This window comes from Bradyrhizobium sp. HKCCYLS3077 (assembly GCF_051167555.1).
GTDB lineage: Bacteria > Pseudomonadota > Alphaproteobacteria > Rhizobiales > Xanthobacteraceae > Bradyrhizobium.
This window is the reverse complement of record NZ_JBNPTH010000009.1, coordinates 272,949-299,675: the sequence shown is the minus strand read 5'-3', so window position 1 is coordinate 299,675 and position 26,727 is coordinate 272,949. Positions and strand designations below refer to the sequence as shown.

Below are 26,727 nucleotides of genomic sequence, written 5' to 3'. Positions count from 1 at the left end.
ACCTTAGTCAATCGCGGAGGGGGTGCAACGGCTCAGGCTCAGTTCAAGACCTCCACGGTGGCGGAGCGTCCGGCGACCAGCTCGCTCCGCCGCGAAATGTCGTCGAGCGCGATGCGCACGGGGATGCGCTGCGCCAGTCGCACCCAGTTGAAGGTCGGATTGACGTTGGCGAGCAGGCTCGCGCCCTCGGCGCGGTCGCGGTCCTCGATGCCCGCGGCGATGCTCTCGACCTTGCCGGTCAGCACCTCGCCGGCGCCCATCAGGCGGATGCGGACGGGTGCGCCGACACGGATGCGCGGCAGCTTGGTCTCCTCGAAATAGCCCTCGACATGCAGCGTGTCGCTGTCGACCAGCGCCATCACGCCTTTCCCGGCGCCGACATAGGTTCCGGGCCGCAGGTCCATGTTGGTGATGACGCCGCTGACCGGCGCATGTACCTCGCTGCGCTCCAGATTGAGCTTGGCGACGGCCTGGTCGGCCAGAGCCTGGTCATAGGACGCCTGCGCCTGCTGCTGGGTGGCGAGCACCTGCTCCTGCTTCTGCTGTGACACGGCCTCGGTTGTCAGCGAACGGTAGCGGTCGAGGTCGGCATTCGCCTGGTTGAGCGTCGCGAGCCGGCCGGCCACGACCGCGTCGGCCTGCTGCAGCGCGAGCTTGAAGCGGGCGCGATCGATGCGGAAGATCACGTCCCCCTGATGCACCGGCTGATTGTCGCGCACCAGCACCTCGGTGACGAAGCCGGAGACGTCAGGCGCAATCTGGACGATGTCGGCGCGCACGCGGCCGTCGCGCGTCCACGGCGCCTTCATGTAGTAGCCCCACAGATAAGTGCCGACCAGGATCGCCGCGGCGACGGCGGCGGCTGTCACCGCGACGCGGCCAAGCAGAGGAAAGATGCCTTTCACGACAGGACCTCCGAAGCGAGATAGACGATGCCGCCGAGCGCGCAGACGTACAGCGCGAAGTCGAACAGCGCGGGGTGCCAGACCAGGCGGTAGACGCCGAGCCGGCGCAGCAGGACGCGCAGCACGGCGATGCAGCCATAGGCGATGATCAGCCAGAGCAGCAGCGAGGGCACCAGCACGCCGGCGATGTCGATGTCGTGCTTCATGCGACGAGGCTCCGTTGAGCGGCACTGTCGGCACGATAGGCTGGCGCGTCTGGAAAAAGGCCAGTGCGGATGCCGACCAGCCCGATCAGCGCATCTTCCTTCGCTGCCGCCGCCGGCTCGTCCAGCGTCTTCAGCAAGGCCACGTCGATCGCGGACAAGAGATGGGCAGGCATCGCGCCGGTCCCGATGCCCCGGCCGCGGCACGCGGCGGCGAGACGGTCGAGCATCGTGTCGATGGCGCCGAGCGCAGTCTCAGTCAGTCCATGGCGTGCGCGGCGGAGATCGATGATGTTGAGGCCGACCCGGAGCTGGCTCAGATTGTCGAGCTCGCGGCGGTCGTCCTCCGGAATCGCAGCAAAACGTTGCGCGAGCAGTCCCAGGCGGTCGAGCATGAGGCCGACGAAGGCGCCGCGATCGTGGTGGCCGCGCCGCTCGGCGGTCAAAGCGAGCGTGTCCCAGCTCGTGCGCAGCAGTCGCTGCGCAATCCATTCGGCGCGCACCGAGCGAACCAGCCGCGTCAGCACGACGGCCGCGACCATCCCGACCATGAAGGCGATCGACGAATTGGCGTAGCTCTGGAAATCGGCGCTGTAGGTCGATTGCAGCGCCAGCAAGGTCGCGCCGTTGGCGCCCAGCGCCATGCCGATCGGCGTGGTCTGGGGACGTGCGATCAGAACCCCGAACAGCAGGAAAGCCGGCGCCAGCGCGGCAATCAGCAGCTCGACGTCGGAGATCGCCGGAATGATCGCGAAGAGATAGACCGCGTCGACGGCGATCGCGACCAGCGACCAGGCCGCGAAGCGGACGATGCTCGGCGCGGGATCGTCCTGTGCGGCGAAGAAGGAGCAGGCGACCGCCGCCATCATCGGTGCCGAGGCTCCATCTTCCCAGCCGGTCGCGATCCAGAACGCGCAGCAGACCAGAATCGCGATCACGACGCCGGCCGCCGACCATAGCGCCAGCGCAGGATCGCGATGCCGCGCCGGCGCGATGCCCTGTTCGGTGCGGAAGGCGAGCGGCACCCTGGACGTGTCAGTGCCGGCCGCAATGGCCGCATTCAGCGCCCGGCAATCCTCGGCGATATCGACGAGCTCGCGCAGCCGGATCAGCAGGCTCGCGGTCATGATCTGGTGCCATGAGGAGTTGCCTTGCAGCGATGGGCGAAGCGCGTCGATGTCGGTGCGCAGGCGGTCGGCCGGTTCGCGGTCGTCTGCCGCGATCACCCAGTCGGCGAGGTGTCGCAGGAGAGCGCGGAGCTCTCCTCCGACATGGCCGTCGAGCGCCGCAAGGCGGTCGTGGATCGAGCCGAGCAGCGGCAGCAGCAACTGCATGTGCAGCCGCAAGGCGCGGAGCCCTTCGACCGCATGATGGTCGGCCTGCCGGTCGAAGGCGAGGTGGGTGGCGAGCGCATCGATCTCCAGCGCTTCGGCGGCGAGCCGCAGGCGATGGGCACGATCGGCGTCGCTGCCGCCGCCATCGAGCAGGACGTCACGGCTGAGGCCGCGCGCATCGCTGAGCCAGCGCTCGACCTTGGCGGCCACCACAGGCGCGACGCTGCGCGGAAGCACGATGGTGGAGACCAGTGTCGCGCAGATGATGCCGAGCGTGATCTCCTGGGCGCGCGAGACCGCGACATCGAAGATGCTGCCGGGATCTGTCACCGCCGGAAAGCCGATCAAGGCCAGCGTGTAGCCAGCCAGCATGAACAGGTAGCCGCGCGGGGTGCGGTCGAGCAGCGAGACGTAGAGGCAGGCGCCGGTCCACAGCGCGATGACGAGACTGAGCAGTTCGGGCGAGTTGACGAAGCTCGGCACGATCGCAACGGCCGCTGCCGCGCCCGCGAGCGTCCCCAGCACCCGGTAGAGAGCCTTGGAGGCGGTGGCGCCGGCGAGCGGCTGCGAGGTGATGTAGACGGTGGCCATCGCCCAATAGGGCCGCGGCAGGTCGATCCACAGCGCGATCAGCAGCGCCAGCACGGCGGCGGCGAACGTCTTCACCGAGAAGGCCAGGTCGGCGCCGCGGAGGGGGAAGGTGGGCATGGTTCGCATCAGGGGCTAGGCCTGGAGGGGACGGCGTCGGTCAGGCGCGTCATGCGCTGCTCGATGCGATGCAAAACGTCGTAGGTGACTGCGAGGTCCTCGGGCGCGATGTCCGCGAGCAGAACGCTCCGCACCCGCCCCAGGACCGCCTCGATCTCCGTGGCCTTGGCCGCGCCCTTGGCGGTCAGATGCAGCGTCTTGGCGCGGCGGTCGGTGGGGTCTTCCCGGCGCTCGACCAGCTTTTCGGTTTGCAGCAAGTCGATCAGCCGGACCAGCGAGGGGCCCTCGATGCCGACCTCCTCGGCCAGCGCTCCCTGGCGGATGCCGCCAGTCTCGCCTGTGCCGTGCCGCGCCAACGCCCGCAGCGGGTGCGCGGTGGCTTGGGACAGGCCGTGGTTGGCGAGGGCCTGGTCGGCCTCGCGCCGCCACAACCGCGCGACGCGAGCGATCAGGAGGCCGATTTCCGACTGGATGGTACTCTGGGAAGGTAGCATGCGATTTAGATAGGAGTAAAACTGATAGGTTGCAATCTATTTGGCGGAGAAACGGGCGGCTTGATCTTCCTTTTGTTTCGCTGGCGCCGACTGGAACCCGCGCCAGATTGGATTTTACCGTTTCCTCAGCGCAGCGGCTTCTTCAACAGCGAGAACCGGTCGGGATCGAGGCCCATCGAGGGCTGCAGCATCGGGGCATCCAGCGAGTTCGGCAGGCTGCCGCGATCGCTGCTCGCGCTGATTCCGCCGTCGCCATTCGACGCGTCGCGGCTCGAGGTCGCGCCGCGCCAGCGCTCCAGCACCGCGCTGACGAAATGCATGTCGTGGCCGGCATTGACCGAACGCACGGTCGCGATGGTCGCCTCGCTGCGCGGCATCTGATGCGGCGGCACCTCCTTGAAGCGCAGCCGGGTCGGCAGCGCGACGCCCTCGCCGAAGGCCAGCACCTCGCGGGTGCCGAGCGAGGGAACGAAGGACAGCAGGTTGGCGGCGGCGTCCGACACCGCCGAGCGCAGCAATGACTGGTCGCGCTCGTTGGCGAGGCGCATCGTGAACAGCGTGTTACACTGGGAGATGATGGTGGCGTCGAGCTCAGCGGGGCGCTGCGTGATCAGGCCGAGATAGACACCATATTTGCGGCCTTCCTTGGCGATGCGCGAGATCGCCTTGCGGGTCGGCCCGAAGCCGATCGAGCGGTCGGCCGAGGCGTAGCGGTGCGCCTCCTCGCAGACGAACAGCAGCGGCGAAACGCCGTCGCTCCACAGGCCGAAGTCGAACGCCATGCGGCAGACCACCGAGACGACGGAATCGACCACCTCGGCCGGAAAGCCGGCGAGCTGCATCACCGTCATCGGCCGACCGTTGGCTGGCAGGCGGAACAGGTGGCTGATGACCTCGGCCATGGTGTCGCCGCCGACATTGGCATTGTCGAACATGAAGGCGTAGCGCGGATCGTTGCGCACGGTCTCGATGCGCGAGATCAGCTTGTGATAGATGATGCGCGAGGAACGGTTCTCGAGCTTGCCCATGCGCTCGTCGATCAGATTGATCAGGTCGACGAGGCGATACGGCACCGGCGTATCGACGGTGTAGCCGATCGTCTTCGGATCGATGCGCTTGAGGCCGATGCGGTCCGTGTTCTGGTACTGGGTGTAGATGCCCTTCGCCAGCGGGATCACCTCGGCGAGAATGTCGAGCTCCTCCGGCACGCCGGGGCGGCCGCCGAACAGGACGTCGACGATCTCCTCGAAATTGAACAGCCAGAACGGCAGCTTCAGATTGCGCGGGTTGAGCACCAGCGCGCGCTCGCCGAAGCAGCGGCCATATTCGTTGTGGACGTCGAGCAGGAAGATGCGCAGGTTCGGGCGGGCTTTGAGGATCTCGTTGAGCAGCAGCGACACGCCGGTCGACTTACCGACGCCGGTCGAACCGAGCACCGCGAAGTGCTTCGACAGCATTTCCTCGACATTGACGCAGGCGCGCACGGACGGGTCCTGCTGCAGGGCGCCGATGTCGATGTGGTCGCCGGCCGTCGGCGTATAGATCGTGCGCAGCTCCTGGCTCGTGATCATGTCGACGGCATCGCCGATGGTCGGATAGTGGGTGACGCCGCGCTGGAACTTCGGCTTGTCGGCGGGCCCAAGGATCTCGCCGAGCAGGTCGACCGAGGCCGTGGCGACGTACTCGTTGGCCTGCGAGAGGTCTTCGCTGGTGACCTCGGTGATGATGGCAATGATCGTGGCGTTGGGGCAGCGGATGCTGATGAAGCGGCCGACAGTGGCGCGGATATCGGAGACGGTCATCTGCTGCGTCGACAGAATGCCGACGCGAGCCTGGGAGCCGCGCACCGAGATCACACGTCCAAAGGATGTCACGGTCATGAAACCTGTGGTGAAATTGTTTGAGCCGACACCTTCTCCGCAGTGACTGGAGAATTTGTTAAGCGGGCCACACTTGTGATCGGGCCGGTGCTTTTTCGTGGCGGCGAGGCGCCTGGCCGAGCGCTCTGACACCGGTTCCCAAACCTGGCATAACGCCTTGTGGCACAAAGGTTTCTGCATCCTGTCCTCAAGCGTTGCGCGAGCCGGTGGAATTAACTCTCGGTTCACCATGTCCACGGCTCGGCATAAGCCATGTTAGTTCGGCGGCGGCGCCAGGATCGATGGTCGGCCGCATGCCCGTTCGTGCTTGAAGGCGCGTCAGCATGGCGCGCCTCCGGCAAGCGAATTTGATCGCGATCAAGAGGGAACACGGGCGAGCCCGGTATGGTCTTCCCGTCGAGCGCGAGGGAGCGGATGCCTGCCGGTCTCATCGAGCGTGCCGGTCGCGCATGTGCCGCTGAAGAGCCGATCCTCGCGTGAAGCAGGAGGATGACATCATGGCTGAACCCACCAAGCTGCCTGTGAACACCGAGACTGCGAACGCGCCGTCGTTGCAAGGATGGCGTCCGTTCGACAATCTCAGGCGCGAGATCGATCGCGTGTTCGAGGACTTCCACGGCGGACTCTGGCGCACGCCGTCGCTGTTCGATCAACTGCCGGGCTTGGCGCGCAACAGATCCTTCGCGGTCGCGCCGGCGGTCGATGTCGCCGAGCACGACAATGCCTACGAGGTCTCGGCGGAACTGCCGGGGCTCGACGAGAAGAACGTCGAGGTGAAGGTCGCGGGCGGCGTGCTGTCGATCAAGGGCGAGAAGCAGGAGGACAAGGAAGAGAAGAAGAAGGACTATTATGTCCGCGAGCGCAGCTTCGGCGCCTTCGAGCGCTCGTTCCAGATCCCCGACGGCGTCGACACCGACAAGATCGAGGCGGTGTTCAAGCAGGGTGTGCTCAAGGTGACCCTGCCGAAGAAGCCGGAGGCGCAGAAGGCGGCCAAGACCATCGACATCAAGGCGGCCTGACCGCGAACAGCCGTTCCCGGCCATGGGACGGCGGATGAATTCGATTCCCGCTGAAGGGCCGCATCCGCGGCCCTTTTTTTCGAGCGGCCGCGGGGCTAATCTGCATCGCAAGCAAGCGGCCGGCGGTACGGGCCGGACAAGCATAGGATGGGAGACGAAGCAATGGGCAAGCTCGCACTGGCGGCCAAGATCACGCATGTGCCGTCGATGTATCTCAGCGAGCTGGATGGCCCGGCCAAGGGCAAGCGCCAGTCGGCGATCGACGGACATCTCGAGATCGGGCGGCGCTGCCGCGAGGCCGGCGTCGACACCATCGTGGTGTTCGACACCCATTGGCTGGTCAATGCCGGCTACCACATCAACTGCGCGCCGCATTTCCAGGGGCTCTACACCTCGAACGAGCTGCCGCACTTCATCGCCAACATGACCTACGAGTACGACGGCAATCCGGAGCTTGGCCACATCCTGGCCAAGGGCGCTAACGCGCATGGCGTCGCGACCATGGCGCATGATGCGACTTCGCTGGCCCTGGAATACGGCACGCTCGTTCCGATGCGCTACATGAACGCCGATCGCCACTTCAAGGTCGTGTCGGTGTCGGCGCTGTGCACCTCGCATTATCTCGCCGACAGCGCCAGGCTCGGCTGGGCGTTCCGCCGCGCGGTCGAGGAGCATTACGACGGCACGGTCGCGTTCTTCGCCTCGGGCTCGCTCAGCCACCGTTTCGCGCAGAACGGCACCGCGGACGAGTATCGCGACAAGATGTTCAGCCCGTTCCTGGAGCGTCTCGATCACGAGGTGATCCAGATGTGGGAGCAGGGCGAATGGCCCGACTTCTGCGACATGCTGCCGGAATACGCCAGCAAGGGCCATGGCGAGGGCTTCATGCACGACACCGCGATGCTGCTCGGCGCCCTCGGCTGGAATCATTACGACCGCGGCGTCGAGGTGGTCACGCCGTTCTTCCCGTCGTCGGGCACCGGCCAGATCAACGCGGTGTTTCCGGTCTCGCCGATGCCTGACGTGCTCGAGGATGTCGGCCGTCCCCGCGCCGCGGCGCTGGCGGTCGGACGGCTGTAAGCCGCGCAGCGCCTCACCACACGCCCGCACGGGCCAGCATCTCCACGATGTCCTCGGGGTAGACCGTCTCCCCCGTGGCCGCGAGTTCGGCCCGCCGCCACCAATGCTGCGCGGCGATGGCGGCGCGCTCCAGCTCGGTCCAGTTCACCGAACTCAGATCCGGGTGCGCGACCCTGACGAGGAAGTAGCGCTCGTCCGAACTGACCTCCTCGCCGTCGACCAGGGTGAAGGTCACCGAACGCTGCGCGATCTCGGGGCCGGGATCGCCGATGCGGATGCCGGTCTCCTCGAACATTTCGCGGCAGGCGGCGGCCGCGTAGCTCTCGCCGGGATCGACCCCGCCGCCCGGCGTCGCCCAGAACTGCTGCCCTTTCAGCGCGCCCGCCAGATGCACGAACTTGAACAGCAGGAGCCGGTCGTCGGGATCGACGATGAGGAGGCGGGAGGAGGGGCGTTCACGCATTGTTTGGCGCACTCAGATGTCGCCGCAGAAAGTCGAGCGCGCTCAGGTAATTCGGGTGCCAAGTCTCATCCGCCGTCCGAGGTGAGCGGCCAGAGGCCTCCTGCAGGCCTGTCCAGAAGAAGACGAAGTCGAGGCCTCCTCCATCGGAGGTCCGATGCCTCCAACCGTCTGGAAGGGATGGCGTTGCACAGAGCACGAGATGCCAGATCTGCGGGGGGTCGTTCATGCGTAACGAGGCGACATCACGCAGGGCGCGGCCGGTGATGCCACTTTCCTCGAACAGCTCCCGGACCGCCGCCTGTTGCGATGTCTCGCCCGGTTCGATCGTGCCCTTGACGAGTTGGCATCCGGCCAGCGGATGGCGGAAGGCGAGAATTTCGAGCGTGTTATCCCGCTCACGAATGACGATCGGACAAGCCTTCTGCTGAACGGCCGCGCGTTCGTCAGCGTCGTGCGCTAGCAATGAAGCACCTGGAGATGTCACGGATCATGCCTTTCCGATCTCGCGGCTCGATAGAGCCCGAGTTTTATCACAGACATCGCTCCCATCGAGAAGGGAGCAGGGAAGGCCGGGTGCAGGCCGCACCCATGGCCCGCCTGCAGAAAGAAAAGCAGGCGGCAGTCACCACAGGATTGGCCGCGACACGCCGGCCTTCCCTGCGCAATGGGCTTACGGCTTATACGTGATCTCCCCGGGGACCGGCGTTCTTGCCCCCGTCGTCAGCGTCATCGTCCGCCGACTTGACCTCAGCGTCGGGAGGTCAGGACCACACGACTTCACCGTCCCATCGACATCGTCCGTCCGCACGCGAAATGCGCGCTGCAACGCCGACGGGCCATCGCATCCCGCACTCCACGTTCGTGACGATCGCGAAGCGCCCCTTCATGACGAGCACGGGACGGGCGAGAGGATGGAGGTGATTTGCCCGACGACACAAGGGCTTTTGCTGCAAAGGCAGGTGTTTTGGCTGCGACAATCCACCCCGACGGGCAGATGCCGTGTGGCTGGGTCGCGCGCCCGTTGAAGTTGATCATTTGATCGATGCCCACTTTGGTCTAGGATGGCGGATGACGTCCGGGACGTGTTGTGGGGAGAAGCAGCATGCCGTTCAAGCTGATCAAAGGCAGCTTTCGTGTGGTCGGCCTGTCGCCGGACGGCGACTCGATCAGGTTTTTCCCAGACCAGCCCGATGTGATGAACGGCCTGCCCGGCGGACCGGACAATCAGCCCCAGCGCCCGTTCGCGCAATTGCGACTCGAAGCGATCGATGCGCTGGAGACGCATTATGCTGGCCGCCATCAGCCGATCCGTTGGGCGAGAGCCGCGCGCGACCGGTTGCTGGACTTCGTCGGCGTAACCGGCGTGCAATGGGATGCAACGGGCTCGACCATCGTGGCGGCCTCGGATGGCACGACGCGCGGATCGATCCTGAGCCGGGCCAAGGACAAATACGGCCGCCCCATCGCCTTCGTCTTCGCCGATGAGCTGGAGGGTGAGGACGGCTCCGACGTCCGCCTGGACGTCGCCCAGTTGCGCGACAGCTACAATCATCTGGCCTTGCGGGAAGGGCTCGCTTATCCGACCTATTACGAAGGCCTGTTTCCGGATCTGCGCAACGAACTCACCGCCGTCACGCAACAGGCGCGCGCCGACGGTCTCGGACTCTGGCCGGAGGACCGGACCACTTCAGGCGTCGACGCCACCCGCCTGTCGGTGATCATGGATGACGCGCCGATCCTGCCCAAGCTGTTCCGTCGCCTGAGCGACTACATGGCCGCCAAGGGCACGGCTGTCGGCTTTCGTGATGCGCTGGCGGCGGGACGCGACGCGGTGCTGGACCTGCAGACGATGGGCTTCACCCATCTCGATACGTTCGTCGAGCAGGCCGCGGGCTCCAGTTTCGTTCGCCTGACGCGCAATCCGGAGGAGCTCGTCTTCGACCCGATGCCGCAGCGCGCGGGCAACTTCTTCGCGGCCATGGTCGGCGCTCCGATCAGTGGCGATGCCGAAGCGACCGCCTGAGCGGCCGGCTCATGAAGAATACCGCCGCCGATGATCGCCGCCGGTGCCGGCGGCACGCGACGGGCGGGGCCGATCGGCGGGATCGAAGCGGAGGGCGGTTGAACGTTGCGGCCGGTTTCTCGACCAATTCGGACGAATGTCGGAATGGGGTGTCGTATGAAGCTGGTGCTCGGTCTGCTGCTGATGATGCTCGCGCTGCCCGGTGCGGCGCAGGCCCAATCGGGCGGGCGGCAGGCCTGCAATATCGAGGTCGACGTGACCGATCGCGATCCCAACGGTGCCAATGTCCGTGCGTCGCCCGGCGGCGCCGTCGTTGCGTCGTTGAAGAACCCGACCAGCGACGGCTGGATCGTCGTGCATCTCGCCGCCCAGCAGAGCGACTGGTTCGAGATCGACCGGGCCACCCTGATCGATGTCGACCAGGGCACGGAGAAGGTGATGTTCCAGGGGCGAGGCTTCGTGCATCGAAGCGTGCTCGGCGTCTCCGGCCTGCAGAACGGAGCGGTTATCTATCGCGAGCCTGTCGCGACCAGCGCCAAGCTGGAGCCGCATGCGAGCGGCGACCAGACGGTCGACCTGCTGGGATGCGCCGGAGACTTCGCCAAGGTCCGGATCGAGAAGGGCATCGGCTGGACGCGGCAACTCTGCACCAACATGGTCACGACCTGCCCCTGACGTCTGCTGCGGCCGCGCTCAGGCTGCGCGCCGCTGCTGCGACAGCCGCGCGGCTTCGCGCCGGCATTCGGCCGCGAAGTGTCGCAGCCGCTCGATCGTCAGCGCGTCCGTGATGCTCCGCTCGAGCCGTTCGGCTCGCTCAATCTGGTCTTCGAGATCGTGCAGCCTGGTCATGTCCCGTCTCCCTTACTCGGACAAGTTGATGCAAATTGCATCGTTCCTGCCGCGGAGCGATCGTGGTGAATGCCGGGTTAACTTCCGTGATCTGGCGCACCTCGAGCGCGCGGCGCGCCGAGGTCACTCCGCAGCCGACGAGGCAACGGAGGCTGCGGCGGCAAGGGGCGCGGCGGGGCGGGCTTTCGGGAAGACCATGACCGCGTCGGGGGAAGAGCTGCTGGGCGGCGTCGCGCAGGATGTCATCAAGGCCGCGATGGATCCGGGGGGGCAGGTGGGGTGGGCCGGCTGAACTGTCAGCGTCCAGCGGATCAGCAGGACGGCACCGAGACCGAGCACACAGGGCACGGCCAGCTTCCAGCGACGCAGAACAGGCATAGTACTCCTCGCATGACGCCGGCGCCAAACGAGGTTCGTGAGCCGCCCGCAACCGCTCTCAAAAACAGGAAGAGTGGGGCGGCGGCGCAGCCGATATGTTTCCGGATGTCGGGTGTTGCGAAGCTTTATGAAGCGCTGGAGGGCCTCGGCTGAGGCGGCGCGCTGCCGACGCATCAGGTGCCAGGGAAGGCGACCGGCCATCGCAGCTCGGGGCGGACCGGCCACGCCGCCAAACCATGTTGGAAATCCGTCATCCAGCGGCTTGCCAAAGCCTGAGACATGCGGGTAGAAGGACGCGTCGTCGCCGCCGCGATTTGCGCGGCGCTTCGCCAGACGGTGCCAGACGGTTCGGCAATGCCTTGAAACTGCTCTGCATTCCGTTGGGGAATGGTGTAACGGTAGCACAACAGACTCTGACTCTGTTTGTCTTGGTTCGAATCCAGGTTCCCCAGCCAAAGCCGACCTTCAGCCCTGATTGACGTGGACATCGCGAGCAGCCGCGATGCGGATCTCGTCGGCCGATCATGATCGGCCGGTTTGACTGTTGCTGATCGCAGATCTGCTGGGACTTGGGCGGCTGCGTGCTGTCAGGTCAGACGCGGAGAATGCCGTCGCGCCACCGCCCCGCCCGGGCGGGCGTGGCCGAGAGCGGCGGATTACTCCGCCGCTTCCTTGACCGGGCCCGCCGCCGCCGTCTCGTTCTCGTGGTCGATGTGGGTGCGGCCCCAGCGCGCGAAGGCGTTGTTGACCTTGTCGAGGTAGAGATAGATCACCGGCGTCGTGAACAGGGTCAGCATCTGGCTGACGATCAGGCCGCCGACCATGGAATAGCCGAGCGGCTGGCGGATTTCCGAGCCGGTGCCGTTGCCAAGCATCAAGGGCACGCCGCCGAGCAGCGCCGCCATCGTCGTCATCATGATCGGGCGGAAACGCAGCAGGGCGGCCTGGCGGATCGACTGCTCCGGCGGCAGATGCTGGTCGCGCTCGGCGGCGATGGCGAAGTCGACCATCATGATGCCGTTCTTCTTCACGATGCCGATCAGCAGGATCACGCCGATGAGGGCGATGAGGCTGAAATCGTAGCCGAACGCCATCAAGATCGCGAGCGCGCCGACGCCGGCCGAAGGCAGGGTCGAGAGAATCGTGATCGGATGGATGTAGCTCTCGTAGAGAATGCCGAGGATCAGGTAGACCACGACGAGCGCCGCGAGGATCAGGAGCGGCACGGTGGACAGCGACTGCTGGAACGCCTGCGCGGTGCCCTGGAAGCTCGAATTCAACGTCGCCGGCGCGCCCATCTCGACCATCGCGCGCTGGACCGCGTCGGTGGCCTGGCCGAGGGCCGTGCCCTGGGCGAGGTTGAAGCTGATCGTGATCGACGGGAACTGGCCCTGGTGACTGATCGACAGCGGCTTGACCGGCGCGGTGGTCCAGTTGGCGAAGGTCGACAGCGGCACCTGGTCGCCGGTGGTCGGCGACTTCACGTAGAGCTTGTTCAGCGTATCGAGATTGCCCTGCAGCTCGGGCAGGATCTCCAGGATGACGCGGTAGGAGTTGAGCTGGGTGAAGTACTGGGCGACCTGGCGCTGGCCGAAGGCGTCGTACAGCGTGTCGTCGATCAGTTGCGGCGAGATGCCGTAGCGCGAGGCGGTGTCGCGGTTGATCGTGAGCTGCACCGTGGTGCCGTCGGCCTGCTGGTCGGTGGCGACGTCGCGCAGCTCGGGCAGCGAGCGCATCTTCTCCAGGATCTTCGGCGCCCATTCGTTGAGCTCCGCGAGATTCGGGTCCTGCAAGGTGAACTCGAACTGGGTGCGCGAGGGCCGGCCGCCGAGCCGGATGTCTTGCGCCGCCTGCATGTAGAGCCGTGCGCCCTCGACCTTTTCGAGCTGCGGCCGGAGGCGGGCGATGATCTGCTGCGCGGTCGCGTCGCGCTCCTCGCGCGGCTTCAAGGTGATGAACATGTTGCCGTTGTTGCCGGCGCGGCCGGAGCCGCCGATGTTCATCGCGACGCTGGCGACGTCGTGATCGGCGAGCACGATCTTGGCCAGCGCTTCCTGGCGCGACTGCATCGCCTTGAACGAGATGTCCTGAGAGGCTTCCGAGGTCGCCGTGATCAGGCCGACGTCCTGCTGCGGAAAGAAGCCCTTGGGGATCAGGATGAACAGGTAGACCGACAACCCGAGCGTGGCGAAGAACACCATCAGGGTGGCGAAGCGCCAGCGCAGGGCAAGGTCGAGGCCCTTCTCATAGGCGCGCAGCATCGCGTCGAAGGCGGCCTCGCTCCACTGGTAGAACTTGCCGTGCTGGGCGGCGTGCTCGTTGCGCAGGAAGCGCGAGGCCATCATCGGCGTCAGGGTCAGCGATACGAACATCGACACGAAGATGGTCATCGCCAGCACGACCGCGAATTCGCGGAACAGGCGGCCGATGATGCCGCCCATCAGCAAGAGCGGGATCAGCACCGCGACCAGCGAGATCGAGATCGAGACGATGGTGAAGCCGATCTCCTTGGCGCCCTTGTAGGCGGCCGCCATCGGCGTCTCGCCTTCCTCGACATAGCGCGAGATGTTCTCGAGCATGACGATGGCGTCGTCGACCACGAAACCGACGGCGATGGTCAGCGCCATCAGCGACAGATTGTCGAGCGTGTAGCCGACGCCCCACATCATGGCGCAGGCCCCGAGCAGCGCCAGCGGCACCGTGATGGTCGGAATGACCGTGGCCCAGAAGCTGCGCAGGAAGATGAAGATCACCATCACGACCAGGAAGATCGTGAGGATCAGCGTGAACTGCACGTCCTCGACGGCGGCGCGGATGGTGGTGGTGCGGTCGGAGATGACGTCGATCTTGATCGCCGGCGGGATCGCCGCGACGAGCCGCGGCAACAGCCCCTTGATGCGGTCGACGGTCTCGATGACGTTGGCGCCCGGCTGCTTGAAGATCACCAGGAATACGCCGCGCTGGCCATTGGCCCAGGCCGCCTGCTTGGCGTCCTCGGCCGCCGACACCGCCCGCCCGATGTCGCGGATCCGCAGCGGGCCGCCATTGCGGTAGGCGATGATGACGTCGTTCCAGTCCTTGGAATCGGTCAGCTGGTCGTTGGCGTAGATGGTGTAGGCGCGGCGCTCGCCGTCGATATTGCCCTTGGGGGCGTCAACGGTGGTGATGGCGATCTGGCTGCGCACGTCCTCCATCGACAGGCCCTTGGCGACGAGCTTGGCCGGATCGATCTGGATGCGGATGGAGGGCTTCTGCTGGCCGCCGATGATGACCTGGGCCACGCCGGAGATCTGGCTGATCTGCTGGGCGAGGCCGGCGTCAACGGCGTCGCTGACGGTGGTCAGCGGCAAGGTCTCGGAGGTGGCCGACAGCAGCAGGATCGGGGAATCCGCCGGGTTGACCTTGCGGTAGGTCGGCGGCGACGGCAGGTTCTTCGGCAATTGGCCGGAGGCGGCGTTGATCGCGCCCTGGACGTCGTTGGCGGCGCCGTCGATGTTGCGGTTGAGATCGAACTGGATAGTGATCGCCGCGGTGCCCAGGTAGCTGGTCGAGGTCATCTGGGCGATGCCGGGGATCTGGGCGAACTGCCGCTCCAGCGGCTGGGCGACCGAGGTCGCCATCGTCTCAGGACTGCCGCCGGGCAGGTTGGCCGTCACCTGGATGGTCGGGAAGTCGACCTGCGGCAGCGGCGCCACCGGCAGCAGCGGATACGCCACCAGACCGATGAAGAGGATGCCCGCCATCAGCAGCGAGGTGCCGATGGGGTATTTGATGAAGGGTGCCGAGATGCCGCCGCCGTTCATTCCTGCCGGACCTTCGCTGGCGCCGGCTCCGAGCTGGCCACCGCGGTGGTCACGACCGAGCCTGGCTGTACCTTGAACTGACCGCCCGTGATCACCTGCTGCCCGGGGGTCAGACCTTCCTCGATAACCGTGCGGCCATCAATCGAGGCACCGACCTTCACCTTGCGCAGCTCGGCCTTGTTGTCGGGGCTCACCGTGTACGCATAGAGCCCGCTGGTGGAGTGCTGGACGGCATCGTCGGGAACCACCGTGGCGTCCTTCAGGGTCCGGACGAGGAGCCGTGTCGAGACGGACTGTCCCGGCCACAGCGCGTGCTCCTTGTTGTCGAACACCGCCTTCAGCCGGATTGTTCCGCTTGTCGTGTCGACCTGGTTGTTCACCACCGTCAGCTTGCCCTCGGCGAGCTGCTTCTTGCCGTCGGTCGTGAACGCGATCACCTTCAGCGCGGCCGTCTTCTGCGCCTCGTTGATGTAGGGCAGCTGCTCCTCCGGCGCGGTGAAGATCACCGCGATCGGCTCGATCTGCGCGATCGAGACGATGCCGGTCTGGCTCGAGGCGTTGACGATGTTGCCGACGTCGACCTGACGCAGACCGGCGACCCCGGAGATCGGGGCCTTGACCTGGGTGTAGCTGAGCTGGGTTTGCGCGTTGGCGATCGCGGCGTCATCGGCGGCGATCTGTGCGGTCAGTTGCGCGACGGTGGAGCGCTGGGTGTCCTGCTGCTGCCGCGTCGCAAAGTCGCCGAGCTTGGTGGTGCGCTGCAGATCGAGATTGGCGTTATTGAGATTGGCCTCGTCCTGCGCCCGCTTGGCCTTGGCCTGGTCGAGCGCGGCCTGGAACGGCCGCGGATCGATCTCCACCAGGAGATCGCCTTCCTTCACCAGCTGGCCTTCGGTGAACGCGATCTTGTCGATCTGGCCGTCGACACGGGTGCGGACCTGGACGGTATTGAAGCCTTGAACCGTGCCGAGACCGGTCAGAAACACCGGGAAATCCGCTTTCTCAACCGACACGGCCGAGACCCGAACAGCGGGCGGGCGGGCCGATTTCTGCGCAGCGGTCTTCTTCGCGGCATCAGCATCCTGATAACGCTGCCAGCCGTAATAGCCGGCGCCGCCGAGAGCCGCGACCAGCAAGATCCAAGTGATGGTTCGTGATGTCTTCATGCTGGCCCACATGCTGAGACGGACAGGATAACCGGTCTTTAAAGGCATTCCCAGCGGGCCAGATATAGTATGCACGCACTTAATGTGTAAACACACGACGGCTTCATCGAACCTAAACAATTCGCAAGCTTTGCCGTGCGGACGACGACTTCATGGGAGGTCACGGTCATGTCGCTGGACGACAGACGTCAGCTGGTCACGCAGCTTGTCGAAAGCTCGCGCATTCTCCGCAACTATATTGATCATCGTGCCAAGCAGTGCGGCACGACGCGCGCGCAATGGGTGGTGCTGTTTCGACTTCGCGCGCAGGAGGGGATGTCACAGGTCGATCTCGCAGATGTGCTGGAACTGCAGCCGATTTCGCTTGTGCGCCTGCTGGACAGGCTGGTTGAGCAGGGACTGCTCGAGCGCCGCCATGACCTCAGGGATCGCCGGGCGAATCGCCTGCATCTGACTCAGGCCGGTCGCAAGCTCGTCGATGATCTCGACGGGTTGCGCAGTGCGATCGCCGGCGACGTGCTGCACGACATCTCCGACGCGGCCGTGACCGCCAGCCTCGAGACGCTGCGCGCGCTGAAGGAGCGCATCAAGGCCTTGTCCGAGACCAAGGCGGGCGAGCCGGCCAAATAGGGCCGCGACCCACCGCGGACGCCGCTCTCCGATCTTGAGTTGAGTGTTTTCAACTCGACACCTTTGGTGCGAAAATTTTCGGAAAGTTGCGAGCTGTCGGTCTCGACGGCCTTGCGCGGTGACGCCGTCGCGCAACGCGGGCGGCGTGCGCGTGACGTGCCCGGGTCCGCGGCGGCTCCCGGCGGTGCTCGCGCGAAAGGCCCTGATCCGACCTAATGTCGCCGTCTTGTCGCGCCCGATGGGAGCTGATTAGAAGCGGGCGAGCCCGGCGGCGGCATCGTCGCGCGCGGCGTCCGGCAGGATCAAACCTCACGGAGCGGCGTCGTCGTCCATGCGACGCGCGATGCGGCGCCGTCGAGACACGACGACAACGATGTGGAGCTGATGATGGAAGAGTTGAACGGAAAGATGCTCGCGTGCCAGATCCTGGTCACCGGCCTGATCGCGCGCGTGGCCAATGAGCAGCGCGACCCGCTGCGCTTCCTGACGGACTTCCGCGATGAGATCAGGGCCGTCGTCAACGGCGTGCGGATTGCCGGGCTCGACAATTCCGATCGCGTGCGGGCGGTCGCGGTGCAGACCGTCGACGAGCTGTTCTCGCTGATGAAGCCGCCGAGCAGCGATCAGCCCGCCGATGCGCCGAATTGAGGCGCGGTGCGATTCGACAACAGCGCGAGTCAAATCGCGCTGTTTAGAACGATTTCAAGTTCCGAGCTTGTTAGTTGATCCTTTTTAGAATTGTTTTGATCTGGAACTATTCAAGGCCAAATTAGGGCTCCTCAAATTGACCCCCTGAAACACGCCCGATACCAACGACACATCGTCGCACTGCGAATGATCCGCGGAAGCGATGTGCAATGAAAAATCTGGGGCGCGTGAAATTCAAATGGGACAGGTGAGAGCACCGCGTTCGCTGCGGGCAGGCGCAGCGATGAAGTTTTTTGACGGACGAGGAGAGGGGCCTCTCGTCACCAAGGTTTCGGCCGTCGCCGGCCTGATGGCCGTGGCAACGATGTCGTCGGCCGAGGCGCAGCCGGCCTCCGATTTGCCGCCGGTCAACGTCGATGCGCCGATCGCGCGCGCCAAGCCGACCGCCTCCAAGCCGACCGCCGAGCAGGTCCGCGCGCGCAATGCCCTGCGCCGCGCCGCCCGGACGCAGGGTGCCCAGCAGGGAGCGGTGGCCTTCCCGAACGCGGGCGGGCTGGCGGCTCCCGATGCGAACCCCTATGCGGACGCCGCCGAGCCCTACAAGGTCAACCGCGTCCAGGCGTCGGGCAAGTTTCCCGAGCCGCTGCTCAACACGCCGAAGACGATCACGGTGATGAGCAAGGAGGTGCTCCAGGACAAGCACGTCACCGCGCTCAAGGAGATCGGCCGCTCCACGGCCGGCGTCACTCTGGGCTCGGGCGAGGGCGGCAACGCGTTCGGCGACCGCTTCTTCATCCGCGGCTTCGATGCCCGCAATGACGTCTTCATCGACGGCATCCGCGATCCCGCGGTCTCGATCCGCGAGAATTTCTTCACCGAGCAGATCGAGATCCTGCGCGGCCCGGCCTCGTCCTATGCGGGCCGCGGCACCGCCGGCGGCGCCATCAACATCGTCACCAAGCAGGCCGGCGACACCAACTTCAAGCGGATGGACACCGAGTTCGGCACCGACCAGCAGAAGCGGGTGACGCTCGACGTCAACCAGGTGATCTCGCCGACGTTCGCGGTGCGCACCGGCGGCGTGTTCCAGGACTCCAACGTCGCCGGGCGCAACTTCGTCACCGACGACCGCTGGGGCGCGTTCCTGTCGACCAAGTGGACGCCGATCGACGATCTCAAGATCACCACCAACTATGTCCACACCGATCTCTCCGGCTATCCGGATTTCGGCGTGCCCTACTACAAGCAGGGCAACGTGCCGGTGACCTCGGCGGGCATTCCCCGCGAGACCTGGTACGGCTTCCTCAACCGCGACTTCCAGGCGGCGCGGCAGGATTTCGGCACGGCGACGGCCGAGTACAAGGTCAATGAGGCGATCACGCTGACCAGTAAGTTCCGTGGCGAGCATTCCGAGCTGAACTACATCGGTACGCTGCCGCAGAACCCGATCACGACCAACGCGAACCCGCTGCTCTGGACCACCACGGCCAGCACGCAGAGCCGCTACCAGACCGTCGACGTCTGGGCCAACCAGAACGACGCCACCTTCAAGCTCGATACCTGGGGCGTGAAGCACACCGCGGTGGTCGGCACGGAGTTCTCCAACGAGAACATCTCGATCGACCGTTACACCGGCCTGGCGGCGGAGCTGTTCGGTGCCGGCTCGACCAGCACCAGCGCGCAGACCGGCGTCAATCTCTATTCGCCGCAGTATACCTACAGGCAGTACACGACGCTGCCGTCGCTGACGGGCAATCCGACGCGCTACGGTGTCAACACCAACAGTGCCTATGTGATGGACACCGCCAACTGGCGGGACATCATCATCCTGAACGGCGGCGTGCGTTACGACGGCTACAACATGAGCTCGTCGACCAACTCGCCGAAATACCTCAAGATGAACGCCGACCTCGTCAACTACAATGTCGGCCTGGTCTACAAGCCGATGCCGATCGGCAGCATCTATGCGGCCTATGCGACCTCGGCCAATCCGTTCGGCTCCGAGCTCGACGCCACCGGCACCGACTACGGCGGCGTGCCCGCCAACACCGCGGTGCTGCTCGGGCCGGAGCGCAACAAGGCCGCCGAGCTCGGCACCAAATGGGAGCTCGTCGATCGCCACCTGCTGGTCTCGGCTGCGCTGTTCCAGACCACCAAGGACAACGCCCGCGAGACGGTCAACAACGTGCTCACCTCGGGCGCGGCCTACCGTATCCAGGGCATCGACATCGAGGCGGAAGGCAAGCTGACGGATCGCTGGAGCATCTTCGGCGGCCTGGTGCTGATGCAGTCCAAGGTCACGCAGAGCGGGATCACCTCGAACGTCGGGTTGCAGCTCGCCAACATCGCCCACCAGTCCTTCAGCATGCTGTCGAAGTACAAGTTCGACAATGGCTGGGAGATCGGCGGGCAGGCGGTCTACCGCTCCAAGGTCTATGGCGGCACCTTCGCGGCCAACACCGGCAACGAGCTGCCGGCGTACTGGCGCTTCGATGCGTTCGTCGAGAAGAAGATCGACAAGAACTGGACGATGAAGCTGTACGCCCAGAACCTGACCAACAAGCTCTACTACGACACGCTGTATCGGAGCGCGGTGCCATTCGTCTCCGTCGCACCGGGCCGCGCCTTCTACATCGTCACCACTGCGAAGTTCTGATCATGCTGATCTGCATCCCGGACGTACTGTCGAAAGACGAGGTCGCCGACTTCCGCCGCATCATGGATGCGGCGGAGTGGGAGGACGGCCGCTCGACGGCCGGGGCGCAGTCGGCCATGGTCAAGCGCAACGAGCAACTGCCGCCGGGCGGCGAGGCGGCCCGGGTGCTGGGCCAGCGCATCATCACCGCGCTGACCAAGAATCCGCGCTTCCTCTCGGCGGCGATCCCGCTGCAGATCTTTCCGCCGCTGTTCAACCGCTACACCGCCTCGCGCGGCGACCATTTCGGCATCCATGTCGACAATGCCGTGCGCGGTGATCCGCTGACAGGCCTGCGCATCCGCACCGACCTGTCGATGACCTTGTTCCTGGCCGAGCCCGAGACCTATGACGGTGGCGAGCTTGTGATCGAGGACACCTATGGCTCGCACGAAGTCAAGTTGCCAGCTGGGCACGCGGTGCTGTACCCGTCTTCCAGCCTTCACATGGTCACGCCGGTCACGCGGGGCGCCCGGGTCGCCTCTTTTTTCTGGATGCAGAGCATGATACGGGATGCTCACGTCCGGAGCATGATCTTCGATCTGGACACTGCGATTCAGAGTTTGACGGAACGCCTCGGGAGGGACGATCCCGATGCGGTCAAGCTGACCGGCATCTATCACAATCTGATCCGGCAATGGGCCGAGGTTTAGTGGGCCGAGATATGATGACATCGTTCCTTGTTAGGTGTGCAATCGTCCTGTCATGTCTGTCGGTGGCTGCGGGTTGTCTTGCACATGCGCAGCAACAGCCGGCCAATCCGGCGCCGGCCGTCTTGACCGACGTGTCCGTTCAGCCCCCGGCCAAAGCTGACGCCACTGGTGCCGTGACTGGCGCCTCGGCTGCAGCGCCGACGGCGGAAGCCGGTGCGAAGGGCGGCAAGGCGGTCGCCACCGGCCTGGACGAGCTGTCGCCGCTCGGCATGTTCCTCAAGGCGGACATTGTCGTCAAAGCTGTGATGATTGCGTTGGCGCTCGCGTCGGTTGCAAGCTGGACGATCCTGATCGCCAAGAGCATCGAATTCTCGGTCCTGCGCCGCGGCCTGTCCGGGGCGCTGCGCAAGCTCACCGCGGCCAAGTCGCTGGCCGAGGCGCAGCTCGCGCTGGGGAAGGGCAAGAATGTCGGGTCCGTGCTGCTGCAGGCAGCGATTGCTGAAGCCCGGCTGTCGGCCGGGCTCGCCAGCGACGAGGGCATCAAGGAGCGGGCGGCCTCGAGCTTCAGCGAGATCGTACGCGCCGAGGCACGGCGGGTGCGGACCGGCATGGGCCTGCTCGCCACCGTCGGCGCCATCTCGCCCTTCGTCGGACTGTTCGGCACCGTCTGGGGCATCATGAACAGCTTCATCGGCATCTCGAAATCGCAGACGACCAATCTGGCGGTGGTCGCGCCGGGCATCGCCGAGGCGCTGCTGGCGACCGCGATCGGCTTGGCCGCCGCCATTCCCGCCGTCATCATCTACAATCACTTCTCGCGCGTCACGAAGGGCTATCTGGAGCTCGTCAACCGCGCGTCGGGCGCCACCGGGCGGCTGCTGTCGCGCGATCTCGATCGCAGCCATGTCAGCGTCCACGCACGCGCGGCGGAGTAACGGGCGATGGCCGTCTCGCTGTCCGAAGGCGATCTCGACGACGATTTCGACGAGACCCACGACATCAACGTGACGCCGTTCATCGACGTCATCCTGGTGCTTCTGATCATCTTCATGGTGGCCGCGCCGCTGTCGACGGTCGATCTGCCGATCGACCTGCCGTCGTCGAGCGCGACGCCGCAGAAGAAGCCGGACAAGCCGACCTACGTCTCGATCAAGCCAGACCTCACGCTCGCGATCGGGGAGAACCTGGTCAAGCGCGTCGATCTGATCCGCGAGCTCGATGCGATGCCTGACGTGCCAAAGGACCGCGCCATCTTCCTGCGCGCCGACAAGCTGGTGCCGTACGGCGAACTGATGGGCGTGCTGGAGCTGCTGCGCGCCGGCGGCTACACCAAGATCAAGCTGGTGGCGCTCGAAGCGCCGCCTGCCGCTGCCGCCGGTCAGCCGGCCGCGCCGCCACCCGCCCAGCCCTGAGGCGCGAGCCAGCATGAGCGATCTCGACACCGGATATGCCAGCTCGAACCGTCTGTGGCTGCTCGCCACGGTGGCGGCGGTCGTGCTGCATGTCGGCGGCGCGGCGCTGGCGCTGACGAGCTTCAAGGACGACGAGGAGCTGGGCGGTCTCGGCGCCGCCGGCGCCGAGGTCATCGACATCGATATGGCCTCGCCGAAGGTCGACAATGACGAGGTGCCGGTCGGGCAGGATTCCGTCGCCCAGGCCGCAGCGCCGCAGATGCAGGAGCAGAAGGCGGAGGTCGAGCAGACCGACCTGCCGAAGGACGTGCCGACCACGACGGAGGAGGCGGATCGCGAGGTCACGACCTCCGATGTGAAGAAGCCGACCGAGGAGCAGAAGGTCGCGACCGTCCAGACCAATGCGTCGGAGGCGCAGGAAGCCTCGGAAGACAGCGCCCGCAAGGCGCTCGACGAGAAGGCGCCCGAGGCTGAGAAGACCAAGGCGCCCAACGTCGGCATCGGCAAGGATCAGGAAAAGCTCACCGCCAATTGGGGCCGCAAGATCAGCGCCTATTTCGAGCTGCACAAGAAGTATCCGCAGGGCAGAAAGGTGGCTGCCCAGGTCAAGCTGGCGATCATGCTCAACCGGCTCGGCCGCGTGATCTCGGTCGATGTGAAGGAATCGTCCGGCGACGCTGAGTTCGACCAGGCCGCCATCGCCATGGTGCGCCGCTCCGATCCGGTGCCGCGACCGCCGGCAGGACTGACCGACGACGAGTTTGCGTTCACGCTGCCGGTCAAGTTCAATCCGCCCAAATGAGCGGATGCGAAGCGCCTAGGGCCAGTACAGCCTGATTCCGACATAGACCACGCACAGTGCGACGAAGATCAGCGCCGCGGGCATCTTGCGCTGGGCGGCCTGGCCGCTGGTCTGTGCCGCCTTCGGCTTCGGCGGCAGCTTGCGGAAGGCCGTGACGTTGTCGGTGACAGGTTCGGCCTTGACCGGCTTGACCTCCGGCGGAGCGCCGCCGCCGCCCATCTCGGCGTAATAGGCCTTGTACATCTCGCGGATGGTGGCCTCGGTCGCCTCACCCTCGGACATCTCGTTGAGGCGGGTCTTGTAGCTCGCCAGGAATTCCTGAGCCGCCGGGGGCAGGCCGGAGGCGCCGTTCAGCTTGGCGATCATCTTCCAGGTCGCGAAATCGGCACGGGCGCGCGTATCGGCGCGGCGTGCGATCATCATGTCAGCGGCTTTGACCAAGAGTGCCCTCGGAGCTCGTTGTTTACCATCCCCAGCGGGTGAATTTAGGCATTACCCGTCAATAACAGAAGCAGCTGCTTCAGAGAATCGGTCGTGGCGCTGAGCAGCCCTGACACAAAATTAAGATTGAGACCGAACTGGGAACCCGCCAGCGGCAGCAGGATCAGGAATCCGATCAGAATCAGCATGCCATAGGGCTCGAGCCGGGCAAACGGCCGCGCCAGGACCGACGGCAGCAGGCCGACCGCGACCCGGCCGCCGTCGAGCGGCGGTATCGGGAGCATATTGAAGACGGCGAGCAGGATGTTAAACGAAAAGGCATTGTACAGATTGTGGGCAACCCACTGTCCGCTGCCAGGAGGGACGAACGGCATCAGGTGGAAGGCCAGTGCGGCTGCCAAGGCGAGGGCGATGTTGGTGGCCGGCCCCGCCAGCGCGACCATCACCATGCCCGCTCGCAGCGGCTTGAGGTTGCGAAAATCAACCGGGACCGGCTTGGCATAGCCGAACAGGAACGGCGATCCCGACAGCAGCAGCATGCCCGGCAGCAGGATGGTGCCGAACGGATCGATGTGCCGGATCGGATTGAAGCTGACGCGGCCGAGTTTCAGCGCGGTGTCATCGCCGAAGCGCAAGGCCGCGAAGGCATGTGCGGCCTCGTGGAAGGTGATGGCGATGACGATCGGCAGGATCCAGACGGAGATGCCGTAGAGCGAGATGTTCAAGGATTCGGGTTCCGGAAGCGTTGAGCCCTTACATAAGCACGCTGGTTCCGCGATGCTACGCGGGATTTTCCGGAAATTGCGGCAGGCCGTCGTTAAGCTTGATCCAACCGAGTTTCTTCGAAACCCAGATGTGCTCGGTCGGCGCGAAAATGTTGGGGTCGTCGAAGCAGGCCAGGGCGACGCCGACCACCGGGCGGGTGTTGCGCCAGGAGAACAGCCGGACGCCGCAGCGCGGGCAGAACATCCGGTCGAGCGCATCGGAGGAGGGGTAGCGCGCGGTGTCGCCGATGATCGTCAGCGCCTCATGCGCAAACAGCGCGCGGGCGAAGAATGGCGCTCCGGTCGCGCGCTGACAGTTGCGGCAATGACAGATGCGCACGTTGATCGGCTCGCCCGCGCATTGGAAACGCACCGCGCCGCAGAGGCATCCGCCGTGGTGGATCGTCATGCGCGGCTCCTTATGAGATCTTGTAGGTTGGCAAAGGCGCGGGGCAGGATGCCTGTTGTTTGCGAGACTTTCGCGCGCCGTGCCCACCATCCTCACGGGCGCCAGCCGATGGTGGGCACGCTGCCGTCCTTCGGACGGCTGCTTTGACCACCGTACGAAAACGCAACTAATAAGTCGCGCGGCCGCCGGAGATATCAAACACCGCGCCGGTCGAGAACGAGCACTCTTCCGAAGCCAGCCACGACACCAGCGCGGCGAGCTCCTCCACCAGCACGAAGCGGCCCTTCGGGATCTTCGACAGCATGAAATTGATGTGGGCTTCGGTCATCTGGTCGAAGATCGCGGTCTTGGCCGCCGCTGGCGTCACCGCGTTCACCGTGATGTTGTGCTGCGCCAGCTCCTTGCCGAGCGACTTGGTCAGCGCGATCAGGCCCGCCTTCGAGGCGGAGTAGTGCGCCGCGTTCGGATTGCCTTCCTTGCCGGCGATCGAGGCGATGTTGACGATGCGGCCATAGCCCTGCTTCAGCATGACCGGCACGATCGCCTTGGCGCAGATGAAGGGACCGTCGAGATTGATGCGCAGCACCTTGCGCCATTCCTCGAGGTCGGTCTCCCACACCGTCTTGTTGATGCCGGCGATGCCGGCATTGTTGACCAGGATGTCGATGGTGCCGAACGCCGCCAGCGTCGTGTCGCGCGCGCCCTCGACGGCGATGGTGTCGGTGACGTCGACCTGCAGCGCCAGCACCTCCGGGCCGATCTCCTTGGCGGTCTTCTCGGCAAGCGCAATGTCGTGATCCCAGATCGCAACCTTGGCTCCCGACGCCTTGAAGCGCTCGGCGATGGCGCGCCCGAAACCTTGGGCACCGCCGGTCACAACGGCGCAGCGATTGGCGAGGTCGATGTGGTTCATGGTGTTTCCCCGATTTGGCCCGGCTGTTTCCGTGCGAGCGGTGCGCTCCCTCTCCCCGTTCTTCACGGGGAGAGGGCTGGGGTGAGGGGCAGACGCGGTGGTGCGCGTTGTTAGACCTGTACCCCCTCACCCGGATCGCATCTTGCGATGCGATCCGACCTCTCCCCGCAAGCGGGGAGAGGTAAGTGTCACAACGTCCAGCCGCCGTCGATCGTATGCGCGACGCCCGTGGTGAACGCGCTCTCGTCGCTGGCGAGATACACCGCGAGATGCGCGATCTCCTCGGCCGTGCCGAGCCGGCCCATCGGCTGGCGCGAGATGAACATCTCGAGCCCGTTCGGACCCGCGGCCGCCGCGCGTCCCAGCAGCGACGGCGTCTCGATCGTTCCGGGGCAGATGCAGTTGCAGCGGATCTTCCTGGCGACGTAGTCCGCGGCGACCGAGCGCGTCAGCGCCGCCACCGCCGCCTTGGTCGCGGCGTAGACGTAGCGGTTCGGGGCCGCCTTGAACACGCCGGCAGCGGAGGCGATGTTGACGATCGCGCCGCCGTTCTCGGCCAGCATCTTCGGCAGGAAGGCGCGGATCGTGCGGTGCATCGACTTGACGTTCAGATCGAAGGAGAAATCGAAGTCGTCGTCCGAGCAGTCGAGGATGGTGCCGTTGTGCACGAAGCCGGCGGCATTGAGCAGGATCTCGACCTTGCCGACCCGCTCGGCCATCGCGTTCACGGCCGCCGTGTTGCGCACGTCGAGCGTGGCGACCTCGGCAATGCCCTCGGCCTTCAGCGACGCGAGACCCTTCTCGTCGATGTCGGTGGCGAACACGGTGGCGCCTTGCCGCGCGAAAGCGATGGCGCAGGCGCGGCCGATGCCGGCTGAGGCGGCGGTGACAAAGGCGCGCTTGCCCTTGAGGCGGTCGGACATGGGGTCTCCCTGTAGTACAGTTTGCTTTGTCGTCATCGCGAGCGCAGCGAAGCGATCCAGGGCTGCGCGTGCGGCTCTGGATTGCTTTGTCGCTTCGCTCCTCGCAATGACGGTGGCTGGCTTTGTGCCTTG

27 protein-coding genes and 1 tRNA gene are annotated in these 26,727 nt (G+C 65.5%); 13 read left to right on the top strand and 15 right to left on the bottom strand.

The features are described from left to right. Positions 1 to 38 precede the first annotated feature (38 nt). The 5 genes from ACQR0Z_RS31500 to ACQR0Z_RS31480 all read right to left on the bottom strand — a co-directional run bounded on the left by ACQR0Z_RS31500 (position 39) and on the right by ACQR0Z_RS31480 (position 5,524). On the bottom strand, positions 39 to 905 hold the full coding sequence (locus tag ACQR0Z_RS31500; RefSeq protein ID WP_434921231.1) for an efflux RND transporter periplasmic adaptor subunit: 867 nt from the start codon (positions 903 to 905) through the stop codon (positions 39 to 41). Continuing rightward, on the bottom strand, positions 902 to 1,111 hold the full coding sequence (locus ACQR0Z_RS31495) for a DUF1656 domain-containing protein (RefSeq protein WP_434921230.1): 210 nt from the start codon (positions 1,109 to 1,111) through the stop codon (positions 902 to 904). Before ACQR0Z_RS31495 ends, ACQR0Z_RS31500 begins: the two co-directional genes overlap by 4 nt. Then, the gene (locus ACQR0Z_RS31490; protein ID WP_434921229.1) at positions 1,108 to 3,159 is read right to left on the bottom strand and encodes an FUSC family protein; all 2,052 of its coding nucleotides are present in this window, start codon (positions 3,157 to 3,159) and stop codon (positions 1,108 to 1,110) included. The genes ACQR0Z_RS31495 and ACQR0Z_RS31490 overlap by 4 nt, the downstream gene beginning before the upstream one ends. Next, complete coding sequence (locus ACQR0Z_RS31485; RefSeq protein ID WP_434921228.1) at positions 3,159 to 3,644, bottom strand: MarR family winged helix-turn-helix transcriptional regulator; 486 nt, start codon at positions 3,642 to 3,644, stop codon at positions 3,159 to 3,161. Before ACQR0Z_RS31485 ends, ACQR0Z_RS31490 begins: the two co-directional genes overlap by 1 nt. Positions 3,645 to 3,769: 125 nt before the next feature. After that, positions 3,770 to 5,524 carry an ATP-binding protein gene (locus ACQR0Z_RS31480; RefSeq protein ID WP_434857610.1) on the bottom strand — a complete coding sequence of 585 codons (1,755 nt, stop codon included), beginning with the start codon at positions 5,522 to 5,524 and terminating at the stop codon, positions 3,770 to 3,772. A 497-nt stretch (positions 5,525 to 6,021) separates the two neighbouring features. On the opposite strand from ACQR0Z_RS31480, the gene ACQR0Z_RS31475 reads away from it, so the two are divergent. Further along, positions 6,022 to 6,543 (top strand): Hsp20/alpha crystallin family protein, encoded by a 522-nt coding sequence (locus ACQR0Z_RS31475; protein WP_434921227.1) that lies wholly within the window; start codon positions 6,022 to 6,024, stop codon positions 6,541 to 6,543. A gap of 162 nt (positions 6,544 to 6,705) precedes the next feature. Continuing rightward, positions 6,706 to 7,623, top strand: a complete 918-nt coding sequence (hpaD, locus tag ACQR0Z_RS31470) for a 3,4-dihydroxyphenylacetate 2,3-dioxygenase (RefSeq protein WP_434921226.1) — start codon at positions 6,706 to 6,708, stop codon at positions 7,621 to 7,623. A 13-nt stretch (positions 7,624 to 7,636) separates the two neighbouring features. Here the strand turns inward: hpaD and ACQR0Z_RS31465 are convergent, their stop codons facing one another. Both ACQR0Z_RS31465 and ACQR0Z_RS31460 read right to left on the bottom strand, forming a co-directional pair. Next, the gene (locus ACQR0Z_RS31465) at positions 7,637 to 8,086 is read right to left on the bottom strand and encodes an NUDIX hydrolase (protein ID WP_434921225.1); all 450 of its coding nucleotides are present in this window, start codon (positions 8,084 to 8,086) and stop codon (positions 7,637 to 7,639) included. After that, the gene (locus ACQR0Z_RS31460) at positions 8,079 to 8,549 is read right to left on the bottom strand and encodes an NUDIX hydrolase (RefSeq protein WP_434921224.1); all 471 of its coding nucleotides are present in this window, start codon (positions 8,547 to 8,549) and stop codon (positions 8,079 to 8,081) included. The genes ACQR0Z_RS31465 and ACQR0Z_RS31460 overlap by 8 nt, the downstream gene beginning before the upstream one ends. 639 nt (positions 8,550 to 9,188) lie before the next feature. Between ACQR0Z_RS31460 and ACQR0Z_RS31455 the strand changes: the two genes are divergently transcribed. Further along, on the top strand, positions 9,189 to 10,109 hold the full coding sequence (locus ACQR0Z_RS31455) for a thermonuclease family protein (RefSeq protein WP_434857548.1): 921 nt from the start codon (positions 9,189 to 9,191) through the stop codon (positions 10,107 to 10,109). A 156-nt stretch (positions 10,110 to 10,265) separates the two neighbouring features. Next, positions 10,266 to 10,784, top strand: coding sequence for a hypothetical protein (locus tag ACQR0Z_RS31450; protein WP_434921223.1), 519 nt, complete (start codon positions 10,266 to 10,268; stop codon positions 10,782 to 10,784). An 18-nt stretch (positions 10,785 to 10,802) separates the two neighbouring features. Here ACQR0Z_RS31450 and ACQR0Z_RS31445 read toward each other — a convergent pair whose 3' ends face one another. Beyond that, entirely contained in the window at positions 10,803 to 10,958 is a 156-nt protein-coding gene (locus ACQR0Z_RS31445; protein ID WP_434921222.1) for a hypothetical protein, read from the bottom strand. A gap of 28 nt (positions 10,959 to 10,986) precedes the next feature. Here ACQR0Z_RS31445 and ACQR0Z_RS31440 point away from each other — a divergent pair, with 28 nt between their 5' ends. Together ACQR0Z_RS31440 and ACQR0Z_RS31435 are read left to right on the top strand one after the other, a co-directional pair. Continuing rightward, entirely contained in the window at positions 10,987 to 11,250 is a 264-nt protein-coding gene (locus tag ACQR0Z_RS31440; RefSeq protein WP_434921221.1) for a hypothetical protein, read from the top strand. Between the two features lie 467 nt (positions 11,251 to 11,717). Continuing rightward, positions 11,718 to 11,791: transfer RNA gene (locus ACQR0Z_RS31435), tRNA-Gln, on the top strand. Between the two features lie 201 nt (positions 11,792 to 11,992). Here ACQR0Z_RS31435 and ACQR0Z_RS31430 read toward each other — a convergent pair. Together ACQR0Z_RS31430 and ACQR0Z_RS31425 are read right to left on the bottom strand one after the other, a co-directional pair. After that, on the bottom strand, positions 11,993 to 15,139 hold the full coding sequence (locus ACQR0Z_RS31430; RefSeq protein WP_434921220.1) for an efflux RND transporter permease subunit: 3,147 nt from the start codon (positions 15,137 to 15,139) through the stop codon (positions 11,993 to 11,995). Next, entirely contained in the window at positions 15,136 to 16,305 is a 1,170-nt protein-coding gene (locus ACQR0Z_RS31425) for an efflux RND transporter periplasmic adaptor subunit (protein ID WP_434857543.1), read from the bottom strand. The genes ACQR0Z_RS31430 and ACQR0Z_RS31425 overlap by 4 nt, the downstream gene beginning before the upstream one ends. Before the next feature lie 168 nt (positions 16,306 to 16,473). Here ACQR0Z_RS31425 and ACQR0Z_RS31420 point away from each other — a divergent pair, with 168 nt between their 5' ends. The 7 genes from ACQR0Z_RS31420 to ACQR0Z_RS31390 all read left to right on the top strand — a co-directional run bounded on the left by ACQR0Z_RS31420 (position 16,474) and on the right by ACQR0Z_RS31390 (position 23,145). Continuing rightward, positions 16,474 to 16,935: a MarR family winged helix-turn-helix transcriptional regulator gene (locus ACQR0Z_RS31420; protein WP_434921219.1), complete on the top strand. Its 462-nt coding sequence runs from the start codon at positions 16,474 to 16,476 to the stop codon at positions 16,933 to 16,935. A 387-nt stretch (positions 16,936 to 17,322) separates the two neighbouring features. After that, positions 17,323 to 17,583, top strand: coding sequence for a hypothetical protein (locus tag ACQR0Z_RS31415; protein WP_434857541.1), 261 nt, complete (start codon positions 17,323 to 17,325; stop codon positions 17,581 to 17,583). 238 nt (positions 17,584 to 17,821) lie between these two features. Next, complete coding sequence (locus tag ACQR0Z_RS31410; RefSeq protein ID WP_434921218.1) at positions 17,822 to 20,239, top strand: TonB-dependent receptor; 2,418 nt, start codon at positions 17,822 to 17,824, stop codon at positions 20,237 to 20,239. A gap of 2 nt (positions 20,240 to 20,241) precedes the next feature. After that, entirely contained in the window at positions 20,242 to 20,931 is a 690-nt protein-coding gene (locus ACQR0Z_RS31405; RefSeq protein WP_434876808.1) for a Fe2+-dependent dioxygenase, read from the top strand. A gap of 11 nt (positions 20,932 to 20,942) precedes the next feature. Beyond that, positions 20,943 to 21,866, top strand: a complete 924-nt coding sequence (exbB, locus tag ACQR0Z_RS31400; RefSeq protein ID WP_434921217.1) for a tonB-system energizer ExbB — start codon at positions 20,943 to 20,945, stop codon at positions 21,864 to 21,866. Positions 21,867 to 21,872: 6 nt separating this feature from the next. Continuing rightward, the gene (gene exbD / locus ACQR0Z_RS31395) at positions 21,873 to 22,343 is read left to right on the top strand and encodes a TonB system transport protein ExbD (protein WP_434921216.1); all 471 of its coding nucleotides are present in this window, start codon (positions 21,873 to 21,875) and stop codon (positions 22,341 to 22,343) included. 13 nt (positions 22,344 to 22,356) lie between these two features. Beyond that, a complete protein-coding gene (locus tag ACQR0Z_RS31390; protein WP_434857536.1) occupies positions 22,357 to 23,145 on the top strand; it encodes a TonB family protein in 789 nt (262 codons plus the stop codon). A gap of 15 nt (positions 23,146 to 23,160) precedes the next feature. On the opposite strand, the gene ACQR0Z_RS31385 is transcribed toward ACQR0Z_RS31390, so the two are convergent. The 5 genes from ACQR0Z_RS31385 to ACQR0Z_RS31365 all read right to left on the bottom strand — a co-directional run bounded on the left by ACQR0Z_RS31385 (position 23,161) and on the right by ACQR0Z_RS31365 (position 26,595). Continuing rightward, positions 23,161 to 23,568 carry a hypothetical protein gene (locus ACQR0Z_RS31385; protein WP_434921243.1) on the bottom strand — a complete coding sequence of 136 codons (408 nt, stop codon included), beginning with the start codon at positions 23,566 to 23,568 and terminating at the stop codon, positions 23,161 to 23,163. A gap of 62 nt (positions 23,569 to 23,630) precedes the next feature. After that, positions 23,631 to 24,311, bottom strand: coding sequence for a site-2 protease family protein (locus tag ACQR0Z_RS31380; protein WP_434921215.1), 681 nt, complete (start codon positions 24,309 to 24,311; stop codon positions 23,631 to 23,633). A 55-nt stretch (positions 24,312 to 24,366) separates the two neighbouring features. Continuing rightward, positions 24,367 to 24,759 (bottom strand): GFA family protein, encoded by a 393-nt coding sequence (locus ACQR0Z_RS31375; protein ID WP_434921214.1) that lies wholly within the window; start codon positions 24,757 to 24,759, stop codon positions 24,367 to 24,369. Positions 24,760 to 24,925: 166 nt separating this feature from the next. Next, the gene (locus tag ACQR0Z_RS31370) at positions 24,926 to 25,672 is read right to left on the bottom strand and encodes an SDR family NAD(P)-dependent oxidoreductase (RefSeq protein WP_434921213.1); all 747 of its coding nucleotides are present in this window, start codon (positions 25,670 to 25,672) and stop codon (positions 24,926 to 24,928) included. Positions 25,673 to 25,860: 188 nt separating this feature from the next. Next, entirely contained in the window at positions 25,861 to 26,595 is a 735-nt protein-coding gene (locus ACQR0Z_RS31365) for an SDR family oxidoreductase (protein WP_434857532.1), read from the bottom strand. Between the last annotated feature and the right edge of the window lie 132 nt (positions 26,596 to 26,727).